The organism is Ancrocorticia sp., assembly GCF_052089425.1.
Classification (GTDB): Bacteria; Actinomycetota; Actinomycetes; order Actinomycetales; family Actinomycetaceae; genus Ancrocorticia.
Genome location: NZ_JBQCZW010000003.1, coordinates 96,157 through 112,775, shown reverse-complemented (window position 1 = coordinate 112,775; position 16,619 = coordinate 96,157). Strand labels below are relative to the sequence as shown.

Sequence of the window (16,619 nt, the reverse complement as noted above, 5' to 3'; positions counted from 1 at the left end):
GGTAGGATCGCGGCAGATAACAGTTTGGTTGCGATTGGCTGCGAAGGGGCTTGACTGATTGGATGGGCCCACGGAATCGGCTAGCGTAACTAGGTCCTTAATGACAGTCAACGGGAGAACGATCGATGTCCATACCCCAGGGTGACCAGCCTTTCGGCGCCAATAGTGATTGGCCGCAGCAGGGAGCGTCAGACGCAAAGGGGCCCTCTCGTTCTCCGCTGTACTTCCTCATTTTCGCGGGCGTCGTGCTGATCATCAGCCTTGCGGTCATCTTTTACCTCAAGGTGTTCAGCACAACCGTTGGCGCCGCGAACATCACGGACCCAGAGCCCACCGCTACCTCGCAGCCAGCTGGCACAACAGAGCCCGCTGAAACGGACGCCACAGATGCCGCCGATCCCGCAGAGGATGCGCGTGAAGAAGTAACGAGCCTCGCCGGCTCACCCGTGTGCGATTCGCCCTCCAACGCCGCCCAATCCATCCTGACCCTTGCCAAAGCCTCCGATGCGACAAAAGATCAGGACGTCATCAAAAAGGCACTGACCGCCCTGAGCGCCGAATGCGATCCGCAGTTCACAGTGGACATTCGCAAGGCCTTCTCCAGTGCCGATGTGCCGGACGCGTTAGCCACGCTGGTCTCCTCCGATGATTGGGTCACTTTGGAGAAGCCCGCACCAGATGGGGCAAAGGACGAAACCGAGTTCACCTCACCTGCCGAAAACATTCGGTGCGTGTTCGGCGAGGATGATGTTGCCTGCTCCATCTACGTCTATGACTATCCCTCCCCTGACGGCCGTGAAGGCAAAACTGCCACCTACCGCGTCAACGGCGAAGGGAATATAAGCTCCGGCTGTAAGGAAGAACTCGGCGCCACCAACGTGATCGATTACGATACTTCCGTCAGCCACAACGGCTTCGCCTGCACCGTTGGCCAGTACGAAGGCACCACCTGCTGGAACGAACTGACCGGCAAGGGCTTCCAGCTCAAGCGTGCCGCTGATCGGACCTTCTGAGTTAAACCTGCATCACGCTGATTGGTGCGCTAGATGCATCTCAAGCCGTATGTCCAATGCCTGAGTAACTTTGAGGATGGTTGACCATGTGGGATTGCCATCTTCGGATAGCGCCCTGTAGAGGCCATCGCGGCTCATGCCGACGCGTCTGGCAAGTTCACTTAGATTTCCGGATCGAGCGATGATGCCAAGAGCTACGGGAAGTGCAGAGGAATCCTCCACAGAATCCTCCAGTGCAGCTTCTAGGAGGAATGCGGAGTCATCGGCATTCTTAATGTAATCGGCCGCATCGAACCGTTGGTATTTCTCCTGAGTCATTTTTCTCCTGCCACCTTTCTCTTCATATCCCTACGCCATTCCTCGGCGAGTTGGTGGGCCCTCGCAATGTCTTTCTTTTGGGTTGATTTGTCTCCGCCGCAGAGTAAGAGAATCAGAGTCTCACCGTGCTGTAGGCCGTATATCCGATATCCCGGCCCTGTATCAATCTTCAACTCAAACAGTCCAGAACCAATTGGGGCGACTTGACCAAAATTACCCAGAGTAAGCCGTTCCAACCGCAACACGATTCGGGCACTTCCACGCTTATCCTTCAACCCTTCGAGCCACGCGTCGAAGATGAGGGTACGTCGAATCGTGACCATGTGTCGATTTTAACTGACAGTTCGTGGTGCGTCCACAGTTCGCTAAAAGTCCGTAGTTTCTCTCGCGCTTCCGCCAGACGTCACCCCCATACCCGTCCCATCCTGTTAGGAAACAGGAACCGCTATAAGGTAGAACCATGCCCGAACCTCAGCAACACGTAGCGCGGCGCCGGCGCCGCCAGCCCGGCTGGATCCCCAACTATCACGGCGCTTGGGCGATGATCACGATCCCGCCGATCCTCGGCATCATCGAGGGCGGATTTCGGCCACAGCACATCGCGCTTCTGGCGCTGTGGTGGATCGGCTACTTTCTGTTCTTCGCCGCTACACTCTGGCTGAAATCTGGTTTCAAGGCGCGGTACCGGATGCCCGTTGTGGCATACGGCGCGGCGGCGCTGCTGAGCGGCGTGATCACGGCGGCCCTGTGCCCCTACCTCTGGCGCTGGGTACCGGCATTTATCCCCTTGATCGCCGCTGCAGGGTGGGCCGCCTATCGGCGCAAGGAGCGCAACCTCGGGGCCGGATTGGACACCGTGGCCGCCGCCTGCCTGCTCCTGCCCATCACGTGGGACCTCGGGACCGGAGGCGAAGCCGGATGGGCCGCCACCCCACAGATCTGGGCACAAACGGCGCTTCTGTTCGGCTATTTTGCTGGCACGGTGTTCTATGTGAAGACCAACATTCGAGAGCGCAATTCCAACGCCTACCTTGGCGCCTCCATTGGGTGGCACGTGGCCTGGACCGGGGTAGCGTGCGCAGTTGCCGGCGTATGGCACCTTGTGAGCTGGTGGCACGCACCTGTGTGGGTGTTCCTCGTGATCCGCTCAGTGACGGTGCCGATGGCGCGCCGGGCCGAACAAAGCAGGCGGTTGGGCCAGCGCCAGCGCTCGAAGCAAACTCAGGCGGGCGCACGCGCAAAGCTGAATGAGCAAGCCACTGGCACCACGGAGCCTCCGCTTGGGAGCCAAAGCAGCGAACAGGCAGTGCCCGCCACATCCAGAGCGCCCGGCAAACGCTTCGGTAAAGCACTGACGGTGACTCAGATCGGGATGCTTGAGGTAGTGACCTCGATATTCGTGGCAGTCACGCTGGTCATCTGAGAAGCCTGGGGTAGCTGAGTCATCTAGATCCCCCAGAATCCCCAGCCCAAGGCGCCTACACGAAACGGCCCGGCCCTACTCCTCGCGCAACTGATCGCGGAACATGTCCAGAGCGCGCATGAGGCGAACTGAACCCTCGTGTTCGGCGATGGTCACGCGCACACCCTCGTTACCGAAACGGCGCACCGTGATCCCCGCTTCCCCGCACAGCTCTTCGAAGCGCTTGCTGAGATCACCGAATTCGAACCACAGGAAGTTCGCCTGGCTGGCAGGAACTTGCCAGCCCTGCGCAGCCAGCGCCGAGGAGATACGATCGCGCTCCCCGAGAAGGGATTCCACTTGCTCGGTCACAAGCTGTTGGGAGCCGAGAGCCGCACGCGCCGCCGCCTGCGCCAGCGCATTGACACCGAACGGTGTCCCGATCGCACGCAACCCCGAGGCCATCTGCGGATGCGCCAACGCGTACCCGCACCGCAGCCCGGCCATGCCATACGCCTTGGAAAACGTGCGTAACACGATGAGGTTCTGATGCTGCTTCAACAGCCGCATCGAATCTACCGCGCCGGACATATCCACGAAGTTGACGTAGGCCTCGTCCAAGAGCACGGGGACCTCAAACGGAACCTCCGCGAGGAAGGATGACAGCTCCGCGTGCGTCATCGCCACGCCCGTTGGATTGTTCGGAGTGCACAGCAAAACCGCGCGCGTGCGCGGCGTGATCGCCTTGAGCATGCCACGCAGATCGTGGGCCCCCTCGCGCGTGAGCGGTACCTTCACGGCGATTCCGCCCGCCGCCTGAATCGCGATGGGGTAGGCCTCGAACGAACGCCACGGCAACACCACTTCGCCATCGGCACCCACCACAGCCTGCAGGAACTTCTCAATGAGCGCCGTGGAGCCATTACCTACCACGATGCCGGCATCCGGCCACTCGTGGAACGCCGCCAAGTCCGCCGCAAGGTCAGTGGCAAACATGTCAGGGTACCGGTTCAGATCCCCAACCGCCCCAGCAATCGCGGCCTCGACCTGAGGGAGCGTAGGAAACGGCGTCTCGTTGGAAGCAAGCTTGATGACGTTCGAATCACCCGGCTTCTTTCCCGGTACGTAGGCCGGCAGCGCCAGCACTTCGGGGCGAAACCACATTTGCTCATTGTCCATATATCAAGTGTGCCGCTTCTGAGTGCGTGAGGGAACTCAGATCAGGATGTGACGTCATGGCCAGTTTTTTCGACGACGACGAAGCCCCTCCCACCCACTCCTACCTCACAGATTCGATGAAGCGAAGGAAGGCGGCCTGCCCTTCGGCGTTACGCCCATACACTCCCGCGTGTTCGAGGACTTGGGAGAACACCTTGCCCACTTCCTCGTCCACAATTGCTTGCGCGTTCTCGGGAGTGATCCGATCGGCAAAGCCTTCCGCCCAATCGGCATGCGCCTGCGTCAAGGGATCGCCCCGCAAATCGTCACCGGTGGCCAAATGCCATGCCACGGAGGCGAGTTCGTCCTTGAGCCTGGCGGGAAGCACCGCAAGACCCATCACCTCGATCAGTCCAATGTTCTCCTTCTTGATGTGGTGAAGTTCGGCATGGGGGTGGTAGACCCCCAGCGGATGCTCAGGCGTGGTGATGTTGTTGCGCAGCACCAGATCCAGTTCGAAGGCATCACCGCGGCGCCGGGCGATCGGGGTGATCGTGTTGTGGGGTTCGCCCTCAGTTTCCGCGAAGATGAAGGCGTCCTCATCGGTGTAGCCGCGCCACGCACCAAGGATTCGATCGGCCAGATCCACCAACCTGTCCAGATCGTCCCCCGTGATGCGGATGACGGACATCGGCCACTTGACGATCCCAGCGCTCACATCCTCGAAGCCAGCGAACTGGACCGTGCGCTCGATCGGCGCGCGCTCCATCGCAAACTCGAAGTGCCCGCCCTGGAAGTGATCATGGGCCAGGATGGATCCACCCACAATGGGCAGATCCGCATTGGAGCCAACGAAGTAGTGCGGGAACTGCCCAACGAAATCCAGAAGCTTGGCAAAGCAGGCCCGGTCAATCTTCATCGGGGTGTGCTTTTGGTTGAACACGATGCAGTGTTCGTTGTAGTACACGTACGGGGAGTACTGCAGGTACCACGGCGAATCGTTGATCGTCACGGGAACCACGCGGTGGTTCTGCCGCGCCGGGTGATTGATGCGCCCGGCATATCCCTCGTTCTCCACGCACAACAGGCACTGAGGATAGCCACTCGCTGGCATGCTGCGGGCGGCAGCAATCGCCTTCGGGTCCTTTTCTGGCTTAGATAGATTGATCGTGACATCCAGAGTGCCGTAATTGGTTTCCGTCTGCCAGCGCATGTCCTTGACCATGCGATCGCGGCGCATGTAGTTCGTGTCTTGGGCGAACGTGTAGTACCAATCCGTGGCCGCCAGTGCCGATTGCTCGCGCAGCGCAGTGAAGTGCTGGCGAACCTCGCGCGGAGGCGGAGTGAGCGCGCCCATGAGGGCCGTATCGAACAGATCCCGGTACACGATCGAATCAGGTTCAAGGACCCCACGCTCATGGGCATCGTCCATGAGCGCGTCGAGGATTCTGGCAAGCCGATCCACCGGCCCGTCGGCATCGCACTGGTCTGCTGTATCGCCCCGAACATCCCCCGCACCGCCGCCTAGATCTGCGCCGCCAGCACCAGCACCAGCAACCGTCCGCCCACCGGCGTGCGAATCAAGCTGAAGAACGTCCAAAACCGAGTTGACGGCCCACACGCGATCCTCGGGCTGAATGAGCCCGCAGTCCATCGCGTAGTCCACCAGTTCGTCCACTAACTTCGTGGTGTTCGCGCCAGAACCTTGACCCTGCACCGCATTGTCCTCAGCCACTAGTCCTCCTCGTACCCGTTGGGGTGGCTTTCCTGCCACTTCCACGCGCTGGCAACAATCGCCTCGACATCGTCATACTCCGGCTTCCATCCCAGAACGTCCTTGGCCTTGGAGGCGGAGGCGATCAGCTGAGCGGGATCTCCGGCGCGCCGCGGGGCCATGACCACCGGAATCGGGTGGTGGGTGACCTCGCGTGCCACATCCACCATTTCCTTGACGGAGAATCCGCTGCCGCTGCCCAGGTTGAACACGTCGGAGGAACCGCCGGCGATCAGGTGATCGAGCGCCAGCATGTGCGCCTGCGCCAGATCGGTCACGTGGATGTAATCGCGAATGCATGTGCCATCGCGCGTGGGGTAATCATCGCCGAACACGGTGATGGATTCGCGCTGGCCGGTAGGTACTTGGAGGATCAGCGGGATGAGGTGGCTCTCGGGCTCATGGGCTTCCCCGATCTCCCCGAGGATGTGCGCGCCCGCGGCATTGAAGTATCGGAGTGCCACTGACCGCAGCCCGTGGGCCTTGCCCACCCAACCCATCATCTTCTCCATGGTGAGCTTCGTTTCGCCATAGCAATTAGTGGGCGCGGTGCGGTCACTTTCCAAGATCGGCACGTGATCCGGTTCTCCATACGTTGCGGCCGTAGAGGAAAACACGAGCGATTCCACCCCGTGTTCCACCATCACCTTGAGTAGGGAGATGGTCCCGCCCACGTTATTGTCGTAATACTTCAGCGGGTCCAGCATGGATTCGCCCACCTGAGAGGAGGCCGCGAAGTGGATAACGCCTTCGATGTTCTCCTTCTCGAAAACAGCGCTCAGCGCCTGCGTGTCACGGATATCCACGTTGTAGAACCGCGCCCGCGGGTGAACGGCCTTGTGAAATCCGGTTTGTAGGTTGTCCACAACGGCAACATCGCGTCCGGCATCGATGAGTGAGTAAACGGTATGCGAGCCGATATAGCCGGCACCGCCCAGTACAAGAATGGTCATGAGATTCCTTTCAGCCCGTTATCAGGGCACCGCCGATGGGCCGAATCCGTAGGATATGGCACGCATCTGCTCCGATTGCCTTGTCGATTTCTTCCTTGAAAGCCTCCGCCGCGTCCGCGGGAACGTACGCCTGGATGGTTCCGGCGAAGCCACCGCCGTGTACCCGGACGGCTCCGCGCCCACCTAGGAGGTGCTTGGCAACAGATATGGCGACGGCGACGGGTTGGTCCAGTACCTTCTTCGGCGAGTACGTGTTTTCCAGCTGGGTTTGTGAAGAAATTCCCGAGGCCGTGACCGTCTCAAGGAAATCTTCAAAGCGGCCTTCACGAATGGCTTCGGCCTGAAGCTCCACCCTAGCGTGATCCTCAAAGAAGTGAGTGGCTCTTAAAACAGCCCTGTCACTGGTGGCTGAGCGGGCATCGGCGAAGTTCGCCCAAAAATCTTCCGGTTCAACTTCGCGCAACACATCCTTGCCGAAGTAGGCGGCAACGTCCTTCATCTCATTGCGGATCGCCGTGTAGTCATCGGTCAGATCCGCATGGTCCCCACCCGAATCGATGATGCACAGGGCATATCCCGTCTCCTCCATATCGAAGGGGATGGGATCGATGATCGGATTGCCGGGATCCTTGAAGTCCAAATGAGCTACTCCACCAAGGGAGCATCCCATCTGGTCCATGAGGCCGGATGGCTTACCGAAGAAGTTGTTCTCAGAAAACTGTCCGATCTGGGCCAGCTCCGCGGCGCTCAGGCCATCGCCACAGGTCAGATGATTGAGGATCACCCCGATGAGGATCTCGTATGCGGCGGATGAGGACAACCCTGATCCACCCGGCACAGCCGAAGAGATCACGGCGTTGAACCCTGCAACGTCATATCCGCGATCCGTTATTGCCCGCGCGATTCCTCGCACAAGAGATTCAGAGGTCCCAAACTCCTGAGAGTTTGGCTCCAAGTTTCCTAGATCCACAGAGATTTCAGGGAAGCCTTCTGACAGGATCCGGCACACGTTCGTCCCGTTGGCTCCGGCGGCGGCAATCATATCCATGGTGACCGATCCGGCCAATACGGCACCCTGCTGGTGATCCGTGTGGTTACCGCCCATTTCTGTGCGGCCAGGCGCGGTATACAGCCCAACATCGCCATCTCCGAAAGCCGTGGAGTAACGTTCGAGCAGCGTGAGGAGCCGTTCGCGCGCATCACCAACATCGTGGGGCCCGGAGCCATAGACCTGAGCTAATCGCTGGTCACATCCGCCCGCTGCCAGCTGCGCTGTTAGTTCGTTCAGTTTCATCGTGGTACCTGCCTCATTGCACTCGGCCCTTTTGTTCAAATCTAACACGAAGAGTGTTCGCGGGACAGGGCCTTTCGAACGACAATGCGCGATTCGTCAAGTTGATAACGTAAACATAAGTATAAGCGAACGCATTTACTTTTACGTGTAAGGAATTAGGTCCCAATACGAGGCCAACCAAACGGATTAGCGTGTTTGTCATGGCCGCAACCGGGCAGCGTTGTTTGGTGCGGTAGCCACACGGCGTGCGGTAATCCGCACCAAAGGGGCGTGTGGTTCCTATTAGGCTCAGTTCAGGAGCGTACATGTTCATCAATCCACTACCGATGGCACCGGCCCCAGGCGATGACACTTTGCTTAACGCCATGTGGTTCGATTACGTCCCCATCGTCATCTACTTCTCGTTCGTCATTGGCGTTGGCTTCCTCATGAAGCACAAGGCCAAGAGTTCGGACGATTTCTTGACCGGCGGCCGTTCGATCCCAGCGTGGGTCACGGGTATTGCCTTCGTTTCAGCAAACCTTGGCGCCATCGAGATCATGGGAATGTCCGCCAACGGCGCCCAGTACGGAATGCCCACATTCCACTACTTCTGGGTTGGCGCGGTTCCCGCCATGCTGTTCCTTGGCATCGTCATGATGCCGTTCTACTACGGCTCAAAAGTCCGATCGGTCCCCGAGTTCATGTACAAGAGGTACGGCCAAACGGCTCACCTCATTAATTCGTTGAGCTTTGCGCTAGCCCAGCTGCTCATCGCCGGCATCAACCTGTTCCTTCTGGGCAAGATCATTAACTGGCTGCTCGGATGGCCGCTATGGGTTGCCCTTGTTATTGCGGCGATCATCGTTTTCACCTATATATCGCTCGGAGGGCTCTCCGCGGCCATCTACAACGAGGTCCTTCAGTTCTTCGTTATCATCGCCGCACTCTTGCCCCTCACATTGATCGGCCTCCATCGCGTTGGCGGCTGGGAGGCGTTGAAGGAGCAGATAACCTCGATTGCCACGACGGCTGGGACCGATCCGTCTGATCAACTCAACTCGTGGCCAGGTACCGCATTAGCCGGATTCGATTCCCCCGTCCTTTCCGTGATCGGGATCGTGTTTGGCCTGGGCTTCGTGCTGTCCTTCGGCTACTGGACCACCAACTTCGTGGAAGTCCAGCGCGCCATGGCATCGGATTCCATTTCCGCTGCTCAGAAGACTCCCATCATCGGAACCTTCGTCAAGATGTTCATCCCGTTCATCGTCATCATCCCCGGCATGATTGCCGGCGTGCTGGTGACGGAGGTGGTGGACGCGAAATCGGCCGGTTCACCGTTCGAATACAACGATGCCATCCTGTTGCTCATGCGCGATGTGCTCCCCAACGGCTTGCTGGGAGTGGCCATCACCGGCCTTCTCGCATCGTTCATGGCCGGCATGGCGGCCAACATCTCCGCCTTCAACACCGTGTTCACCGTTGATCTGTATGAGCGGTACCTCAAGCCCAACGAAACGGACGCCCAGTACCTGAAGATCGGCAAGTATTCTACGTTTGCGGCTTCCGTGATCGCGATCTTCACGGCCCTGATCGCCTCTCAATACGAGAACCTCATGGATTATCTCCAGCAGCTGTTCTCCATGTTCAACGCTCCACTGTTCGCCACGTTCATCATTGGTATGTTCTGGAAGAGAGCAACGGCCGCAGGAGGCTGGACCGGCTTGGCGGCCGGAACACTCGGAGCTCTGGCAATCAACCTGATGCAATGGACGGGAGTCATGAACCTACCCGGCCAAGGTGGCGCATTCGTTGCCGCTGGAACGGCCTTCGTTGTGGACATCATCGTCACCGTGTTGGTCTCTACCCGTACACGGGCGAAAACATCGGCGGAGCTGCGCGGATTCGTGTACTCCGAGACTCCAAAGGAAGACAGAACGGATCCGTTCCTGCACCAGCTTCCGATGCTGCGCAGGCCCGTTCCTCTGGCCATCATCGCCGGGGTTGCCGTTATTACCCTCAACGTCATCTTCCACTGAGAAAGGGGAATCATCATGGCATCTGAATCACGAGAAGCGACTGATTACACTGACATTCGCTTTGTTATCGCCGCCGCAATCGGCTCCATCGCCGTGTTCTTGCTTATCTGCGCCGCCTTCGTAGCCGGCCCAGAGGAAATGGCCAAGACGGGCGGAATCAACGGCAACCTGTATTCGGGCATCGGACTGCTGATCGTTGCCCTGATCATGGGAATCTGGTGGAAGATGAAGCCCCACGGCGGGGCATCGCCAACCGGCGAGTAGATCCACCTGCCAGTCCGGCATCGCCTCGTTACTGTGGCGGTGCCGGACTGTCACGCCGTCGTCGTCGTTAAACTCCATGACCGGACGGCCAAATCAACGTACCCTAGAAGAAACTCTGGAAGGGGCACCTCATGGCTAATCTCGCGTCAGGAAAGAACGTTATTCTACGAGCTGGGGATTACGAGGCGCGTGTTGTTGCCGTGGGCGCGGGCCTTGCCGAACTAACGTACGGGGGCGGAAGTCTCATCACCTCCTATGGAAATGATGAGTTTGCCCCTGAGTACATGGGCAAGGTTCTGATCCCGTGGCCCAACCGTGTGGCGGACGGCCAGTACACTCAAGGCGGGGTGTCCTATCAGCTACCCGTCAACGATATCGTCCACAACGCGGCCCTCCACGGATTCATGGCGTGGGTGGAATGGCAGGTGGCGGAGATGAGCGATACGGCGGTGACGTTCAAGGCGCTGGCCGCCCCGCGCCCCGGCTACCCGTGGACCCTTCGCTCCACAGTAAAGTATGAGCTGGATTCGCGATCAGGGCTCACCGTGACCGTACAAACAACAAACATTGGGAACAATACCGCTCCCTATGGTGTGGCCGCCCACCCCTACATTTACTTCGGCGAAGGGACCATCGATTCCTACGAACTGACCGTGCCCGCTCGCACCGTCACCACGATGAACGCCAACCAGATCCCCACCGGAACGGTTCCGGCCGCCGGCAACGCGCACACCGAAGGCCCGATCGGCAGCCGCCTGATCGATGATGCCTACACCGATCTACCCGAGGACGGCTGGGACGTGACCGTGCGTGATACCGTCACGGGCCGCGGCGCCATCGTGAGCTCGCAGGCACCATGGGTTCAGATCTACAGCGGGGACCAGATCGGGCGCGCCGGGCTGGCCATCGAACCGATGAGCTGCGCGCCCAACGCCTTCAATTCAGGCGATGAGCTCACGCTCTTGGCGCCGGGCGGAACCCATCGATACAGCTACGCCATCAAAGGAATTGCTTAAACTGCCCATAGGTTGCCCACGGAAACCTCGCTAGGCTGATACCTATGAAGCTACTTGTACGTGCACTTGTCAACGCGCTGGGCCTCTGGGTATGCGTGGCGGTTCTCAGCGGCATTACCCTGATCGGCACCAGCGATTACGTCTGGCTGTACTACATCCTTGCCGGAATCATTCTGGCCGTTGTGAACGTGCTGATACGCCCCATCGTTGCCTTCTTTTCCATACCCTTCTATGTCCTGACGCTGGGCCTGTTCTTCATCGTGGTGAACGCCCTTATGCTGGGACTGACCTCGTGGATTACCGGCTTCTTCGACGTGGGCATACACGTTGACGGCTTTATCTGGGCGGTGATCGGCGGGCTGATTGTTGGGCTTATCAACGTGGTGGCCGATCTGTTCTTGCCGCTGAAGTATCAGCGAAGCTAGGTGGCGGGTGCTCACACGCACTCCATCGAGGAGGTCACCATGAACTCCGGATCACAATCATTCACAAAGCGCGGGAATGCCCACGCCATTTCCGCTGAAGCAGCGGGATTGGCCGAACTAGGCGCCGCAGCCATGGATGGCGGGGCTCCTGTTGTGCGGCTGCTTGATGCCCAGAAACGGGAGCTGCGCACCGCGCGGCTGGAAACCGCCGGGCCATCCGCGAGCGCTGCTGAGCAGTTCGGGCGGGCCTTGGCCGCAACCCACGCTTATAGCCAGAGCGGCCACAGAGTATTCGGGCAATGCCCGCAGGGGTTGGAAGAATCGTCGAACATCGGGCAGGCCGGGCGCATCATCGGCGCCATGGGTGAAGCACCACTCCCCCTTGTTGCCCCAGGCTCTCCGTCGCGTGCTTGGGGCCAGTTCTTTGCCGAGGACCGGATCCTGCCCTACCTTGACGATGCCCAACGGAACGGGGCCATCGGCGCTCGCGGTGCGACGATCATCGAGAGACTGTGCGAACGCCTCAAAGACGGGGAATTCGATGCTCCCCAGCCCCAGCTTGTTCACACCGAAGCTGCACTGCTACACGGAGATCTGTGGTCCGGGAACATCATGTGGGCCACTGCCGAATCCGCTGCTCATGCCGCCGCGGGCAGAGGACTGAGCACGTCAGATTCTCGGACCGTGGGCGTTCTCATCGATCCTGCCTGTCAGGGCGGGCATGCGGAATCGGATCTGGCCCAGCTGACGGTTTTCAATGCTCCGTTCACTGACCGCATCTACGCGGCGTACAACGAGGCCTCGCCGCTCGCAGAGGGCTGGCGCGAACGGATCGGCTTGCATACCCTTCATATCCTCATCATCCACGCTGCGATCTTTGGCGGCGGGTATGGGAGCGAAACTGTGGCGGCGGCCCGGCAATACCTCTAGCAACCGCCCCACGCCCACAGTGCGGACGGGATGCACCAGCTCCGCGAAGCCGGGCTGAAGGTTACACGCCTCGCGCCCACAGTGCGTACGGGATGCACGAAGCCACAGGCACCGTGAAACAATAGCCGCATGAGCTTCGATCCTTCAGCTTCCACAGGTTCCCTGTCCGCCCACCAAGGGTTCGAATCCCTTGCCACCATCCAACCCCCGATTGCCTTGGGCCCGCTGGACGGCCGGTACCGTGAAGCAACTGCCCCACTCGTGGATTACCTCTCTGAAGCCGCGCTCAATCGCGCGCGCCTTCACATTGAAATCGAATGGCTCATCCACCTGACATCAGCCAAGGCCCTGCCGGGCGCACCTAGGCTCAACGATGCGGAAATCGCCTACCTGCGGTCAATCCCGGCCACCTTTGGCGCTGAGGAAATCGGCGAGCTGGCCACGATCGAAGCCGAAACACGCCATGACGTCAAGGCCGTCGAATACTTCCTCAAGCGGCGCTTAGACACCGCTCCTGCCGCTCTGGGCGGGCAGACAGCACTCGCCTCCATGCACGAGATCGTCCATATCTTCTGCACGAGTGAGGACATCAACAACCTCGCCTACTCCGTAGTAATTAAGGGTGCTATCGATGAGGTATGGCTGCCCGCCGCTACGTCCCTAGAGAATCAGCTGGCGGATCTGGCCCGCGCCACCGCCCAGGTTCCCATGCTCTCGCGCACGCACGGGCAAACCGCATCGCCCACCACGCTTGGCAAGGAAATGGCGGTGTTTGCCTCTCGCCTCCACCGGCAGCTGCACCGCATCGGGTGCACCGAGTATCTGGGAAAGATCAACGGTGCCACTGGAACGTTCGGCGCTCACGCCGTAGCGGTTCCCGGAGCCGACTGGCCCTCCATCTCCCGTACATTTGTTGAGGGATTGGGCCTGACGTGGAATCCGCTGACCACTCAGATCGAGCCACACGATTGGCAAGCAGATCTGTACGCGGACATCGCCCACTTCAACCGGATCGCTCATAACATCGCCACCGATTTCTGGACGTACATCTCGCTCGATTACTTCCACCAAAATCTTGCGGCGCAGGGAACCACCGGATCCTCCACCATGCCGCACAAGGTCAACCCCATCCGCTTCGAGAATGCGGAAGCCAACCTAGAAGTCTCCAGCGCCCTGCTGGAATCGCTTGCTTCAACTCTGGTTACGTCACGTTTGCAGCGCGATCTCACCGATTCCACCACCCAGCGCAACATCGGGGTTGGCCTCGGCCACTCGCTCCTCGCCATCGATAACCTCAAGCGTGGGATCGCTGGCGTTGATCCGAATCCTGCGGTTCTGGAACGCGATTTAGACAGCTCGTGGGAGGTACTGGGCGAACCGATTCAGCAGGCGATGCGCGCTGCGGAGATCGCGGGGGCAACGGGTATGGGCAATCCCTACGAGCGCCTCAAGGGGCTCACCCGTGGCCGCCGCGTCACTCAGGAGGATATGCGGACCTTCATCAAGGAGCTTGGGATTCCGGCGGACGTTGAGGAACGGCTGCTGCGCCTGACTCCCGGGAGCTACGTTGGGCTCGCGGCCGAACTGGTTGATTACTTGGGAGAACCGCGCGCCTAGATACGCTCCGCGACGCGCTGTGGGTTGCCAGTATCGTCGAAAATCAGCCGATACAGAGGTAAACTGCGTCCGTGGTGGCACCCGGCAAGGATCACACCCGTTTCACTAGGTTTTCTCACGTTTCCCTGCAAAACTGGAATTTGTAGCGATCCGAGCATCAGAGGAGTCCATCCTGTTTTCCACAATCGTAGCCACAGCTGCCGCTTCTAGCGGTGGGGAAATCGGGGGCATCGCGGGATGGGCCATATCCGTTATTGACACGCTCGGCGGTTTCGGAGCGGGGGCGCTTATTGCACTCGAGAATCTGTTCCCGCCACTGCCGTCAGAAATCATCCTGCCACTGGCCGGTTTCTCCGCCGGTGCTGGCGCGGGATTCACCCTGCTCGGGGCGATCCTGTGGTGTACGGCAGGATCACTGGTTGGCGCATGGGTGCTCTACGGACTCGGCGCTCTCCTAGGGCGCGAACGCACTCGCAAGATTCTGAACGCTCTGCCGCTTGTTAACCCCAACGATGTGGTGCGAACCGAGGCCTTCTTCGATAAGTACGGATTGTGGACGGTGTTCTTTGGCCGCATGATCCCGATCTTCCGTTCGCTTATCTCGCTACCAGCCGGCGTTACGAGGATGCACCTAGCCAAATTCACCGCTCTCACCACTGCCGGATCACTCATCTGGAACACGATATTGATCAGCGCTGGCTACGCGCTTGGGGCAAACTGGCACGTGGTTGAAGAATACGTTGGAGTGGCCTCCAAGGTTGTACTTGTACTCATCGTTGCTGCCCTCATCGTGTGGATAGCGCTCCGGATCCGCAAGAATAGGAAACTGGCAGGGACAGACCATCTCACGGATATCGATGCCGAGCCTCGCGAAACGGATCCCGAGTAGTCCTCCACGGCCATCCCACGGGAGTGCACGTACTAGAGTGGTGGCTAGATTCTTCGCGCCGAAGGGACAAGTGTGAGCGTCATCTATCAATTGGCCATCTCATCGGGCCAAGCCGATTCCTATCTGAAAACGGGGCTCGATCTTGTGACGGGCTTCGCCATCGATGCTGCACGGGCAGAGGGAGTCACGGACGTTGCGGACCTCATCGCACTGCAAGGGTGCGATCGCCGCGCCTTTTCCCCTGACCGTCCCATCGACATCCTGCAAATGCCAGCGGGACCGTTCGTACAGGTTCGGCGCGCCGTAGGGCCACTGAATCAGGATGCCTTCATGGGCGGCATCATCGAAAACCCTCCGTTCAACGGATCTGGCACCACCCAAGGTGGGGGCGTGAGCACAGAACTTCTGTGGATAGAGCCAACGCGTCTGACCTCCGGCACGCGGCTGTGGCGGTTCTTCCCCGGCGATTCAGAGCCGGAGCTTCTTGGTGTCTATCACGGCATTGCATGGGGCTGGGAAACGGTGAAAACGGGTAAGTTTACCGCCGCTATTCCCTCACAGTTCATCGGGCCAATCGTCACACGTGAGTGGGGCGCTCTTCCTGTTGAGATGGAGTTCAGCGAGGAAACGGACGAACCAGTAGCTTTGACGATGGTGTCCCCTGCCGCGCCAACCGCGGAAGAAGGATTCCAAGAACTACCCACCGGGCTGTGGGGCAAGAGGATCACTTATCACAGCGATCTCAACATTTATGAGCATCAGGATGTGGGCCGGTACAAGCACACTCCAGTCCGCATCATCCGAGCTGTGCGGAACGAATCCGGCCAGGTTTTGGCACAGATAGTTTCCCTCGTTCTTGACACTCCCTTCGCATCTGCCCTCGGGTTCAAGCGGATCGCTCAGGGAACAAACGCCGTGCTGGTTCCGTTCGATGAGATTCAGGAGAAGGCGAGCCGTGAGGCTCGTCCGAAGACGTGGAACGTCTCCTCCCGGCCGGCGATCACTCTTCAAGCTGCCCGCCAGCGTGACAATTCCGATCCGCAAGCACTTGTTGCCGATATCCTTGCGATGCTCACCAACGTTGCTCCCTCCGGGTGGCAATCCTTGCATCTGCACATTCAGATGGTCGGGCAAATGGCTCATTTCGCGGCAATGGCTACGGTGAGCTCACCTGCTGCGGAGGATGCTGCCGGAAGTAGCGTCTCGGCCGATGCGGAAGATGGCGATTCGCCTCAGACTTCTCAAACGAGTGGCAAGGCCGTGACACTGAAGCTTTTGCCCACCTCAGTGTTACATTATGTGAGCCAGTTGAAGAAGATTTCCTTCCAAGAAGAGGTGGGCGCTCCCTACGTCCTCACACTTGAATTTAAGCCAGATGGGCACGCCAACCTCACCGCTAACCGAGATCTTGAACCGCGGTGGGCCGCACAAGTCCCTGCCAGCGTATGGCGTGAAGATCTCAAAGCTTTTCCGCGTACTGACGAGCACATTCCAGAGTGGTTAAATAGGCGGCTAGAAGATACTGACGATTAGCAGGTTGACATCACA

General features: G+C 59.4%; 16 protein-coding genes. 10 read left to right on the top strand and 6 right to left on the bottom strand.

Annotated elements, in window-relative coordinates:
- Positions 1 to 125: 125 nt before the first annotated feature.
- Positions 126 to 1,013 (top strand): hypothetical protein, encoded by an 888-nt coding sequence (locus tag ACTHV6_RS02260; protein ID WP_441385634.1) that lies wholly within the window; start codon positions 126 to 128, stop codon positions 1,011 to 1,013.
- Positions 1,014 to 1,025: 12 nt separating this feature from the next.
- On the opposite strand, the gene ACTHV6_RS02255 is transcribed toward ACTHV6_RS02260, so the two are convergent.
- Both ACTHV6_RS02255 and ACTHV6_RS02250 read right to left on the bottom strand, forming a co-directional pair.
- A complete protein-coding gene (locus ACTHV6_RS02255; protein ID WP_441385633.1) occupies positions 1,026 to 1,331 on the bottom strand; it encodes an addiction module antidote protein in 306 nt (101 codons plus the stop codon).
- Positions 1,328 to 1,654, bottom strand: coding sequence for a type II toxin-antitoxin system RelE/ParE family toxin (locus ACTHV6_RS02250; protein WP_441385632.1), 327 nt, complete (start codon positions 1,652 to 1,654; stop codon positions 1,328 to 1,330). Before ACTHV6_RS02250 ends, ACTHV6_RS02255 begins: the two co-directional genes overlap by 4 nt.
- A 137-nt stretch (positions 1,655 to 1,791) precedes the next feature.
- On the opposite strand from ACTHV6_RS02250, the gene ACTHV6_RS02245 reads away from it, so the two are divergent.
- A complete protein-coding gene (locus tag ACTHV6_RS02245; RefSeq protein WP_441385631.1) occupies positions 1,792 to 2,754 on the top strand; it encodes a YwiC-like family protein in 963 nt (320 codons plus the stop codon).
- Between the two features lie 75 nt (positions 2,755 to 2,829).
- On the opposite strand, the gene ACTHV6_RS02240 is transcribed toward ACTHV6_RS02245, so the two are convergent.
- The 4 genes from ACTHV6_RS02240 to ACTHV6_RS02225 form a co-directional block, all read right to left on the bottom strand.
- Complete coding sequence (locus ACTHV6_RS02240) at positions 2,830 to 3,912, bottom strand: histidinol-phosphate transaminase (RefSeq protein WP_441385630.1); 1,083 nt, start codon at positions 3,910 to 3,912, stop codon at positions 2,830 to 2,832.
- Positions 3,913 to 4,012: 100 nt separating this feature from the next.
- A complete protein-coding gene (locus tag ACTHV6_RS02235; protein ID WP_441385629.1) occupies positions 4,013 to 5,626 on the bottom strand; it encodes a UDP-glucose--hexose-1-phosphate uridylyltransferase in 1,614 nt (537 codons plus the stop codon).
- Positions 5,626 to 6,618 (bottom strand): UDP-glucose 4-epimerase GalE, encoded by a 993-nt coding sequence (gene galE / locus ACTHV6_RS02230; protein ID WP_441385628.1) that lies wholly within the window; start codon positions 6,616 to 6,618, stop codon positions 5,626 to 5,628. The genes ACTHV6_RS02235 and galE overlap by 1 nt, the downstream gene beginning before the upstream one ends.
- Before the next feature lie 10 nt (positions 6,619 to 6,628).
- Complete coding sequence (locus ACTHV6_RS02225) at positions 6,629 to 7,912, bottom strand: galactokinase (RefSeq protein WP_441385627.1); 1,284 nt, start codon at positions 7,910 to 7,912, stop codon at positions 6,629 to 6,631.
- A gap of 305 nt (positions 7,913 to 8,217) precedes the next feature.
- Here ACTHV6_RS02225 and ACTHV6_RS02220 point away from each other — a divergent pair, with 305 nt between their 5' ends.
- From ACTHV6_RS02220 to ACTHV6_RS02185, 8 genes are all read left to right on the top strand, one after another.
- Complete coding sequence (locus ACTHV6_RS02220; RefSeq protein ID WP_441385626.1) at positions 8,218 to 9,930, top strand: sodium:solute symporter family protein; 1,713 nt, start codon at positions 8,218 to 8,220, stop codon at positions 9,928 to 9,930.
- Between the two features lie 15 nt (positions 9,931 to 9,945).
- On the top strand, positions 9,946 to 10,194 hold the full coding sequence (locus tag ACTHV6_RS02215) for an LPXTG cell wall anchor domain-containing protein (protein ID WP_441385625.1): 249 nt from the start codon (positions 9,946 to 9,948) through the stop codon (positions 10,192 to 10,194).
- A gap of 131 nt (positions 10,195 to 10,325) precedes the next feature.
- Positions 10,326 to 11,210, top strand: coding sequence for an aldose-1-epimerase (locus tag ACTHV6_RS02210; protein WP_441385624.1), 885 nt, complete (start codon positions 10,326 to 10,328; stop codon positions 11,208 to 11,210).
- A 44-nt stretch (positions 11,211 to 11,254) separates the two neighbouring features.
- Positions 11,255 to 11,635 (top strand): phage holin family protein, encoded by a 381-nt coding sequence (locus ACTHV6_RS02205; RefSeq protein WP_441385623.1) that lies wholly within the window; start codon positions 11,255 to 11,257, stop codon positions 11,633 to 11,635.
- 39 nt (positions 11,636 to 11,674) lie between these two features.
- Positions 11,675 to 12,565, top strand: a complete 891-nt coding sequence (locus tag ACTHV6_RS02200) for a fructosamine kinase family protein (RefSeq protein ID WP_441385622.1) — start codon at positions 11,675 to 11,677, stop codon at positions 12,563 to 12,565.
- 129 nt (positions 12,566 to 12,694) lie between these two features.
- Positions 12,695 to 14,182: an adenylosuccinate lyase gene (gene purB, locus ACTHV6_RS02195; protein WP_441385621.1), complete on the top strand. Its 1,488-nt coding sequence runs from the start codon at positions 12,695 to 12,697 to the stop codon at positions 14,180 to 14,182.
- 133 nt (positions 14,183 to 14,315) lie between these two features.
- A complete protein-coding gene (locus tag ACTHV6_RS02190; protein ID WP_441385684.1) occupies positions 14,316 to 15,071 on the top strand; it encodes a DedA family protein in 756 nt (251 codons plus the stop codon).
- A gap of 72 nt (positions 15,072 to 15,143) precedes the next feature.
- Positions 15,144 to 16,604 carry a hypothetical protein gene (locus tag ACTHV6_RS02185; RefSeq protein ID WP_441385620.1) on the top strand — a complete coding sequence of 487 codons (1,461 nt, stop codon included), beginning with the start codon at positions 15,144 to 15,146 and terminating at the stop codon, positions 16,602 to 16,604.
- Positions 16,605 to 16,619: the final 15 nt, after the last annotated feature.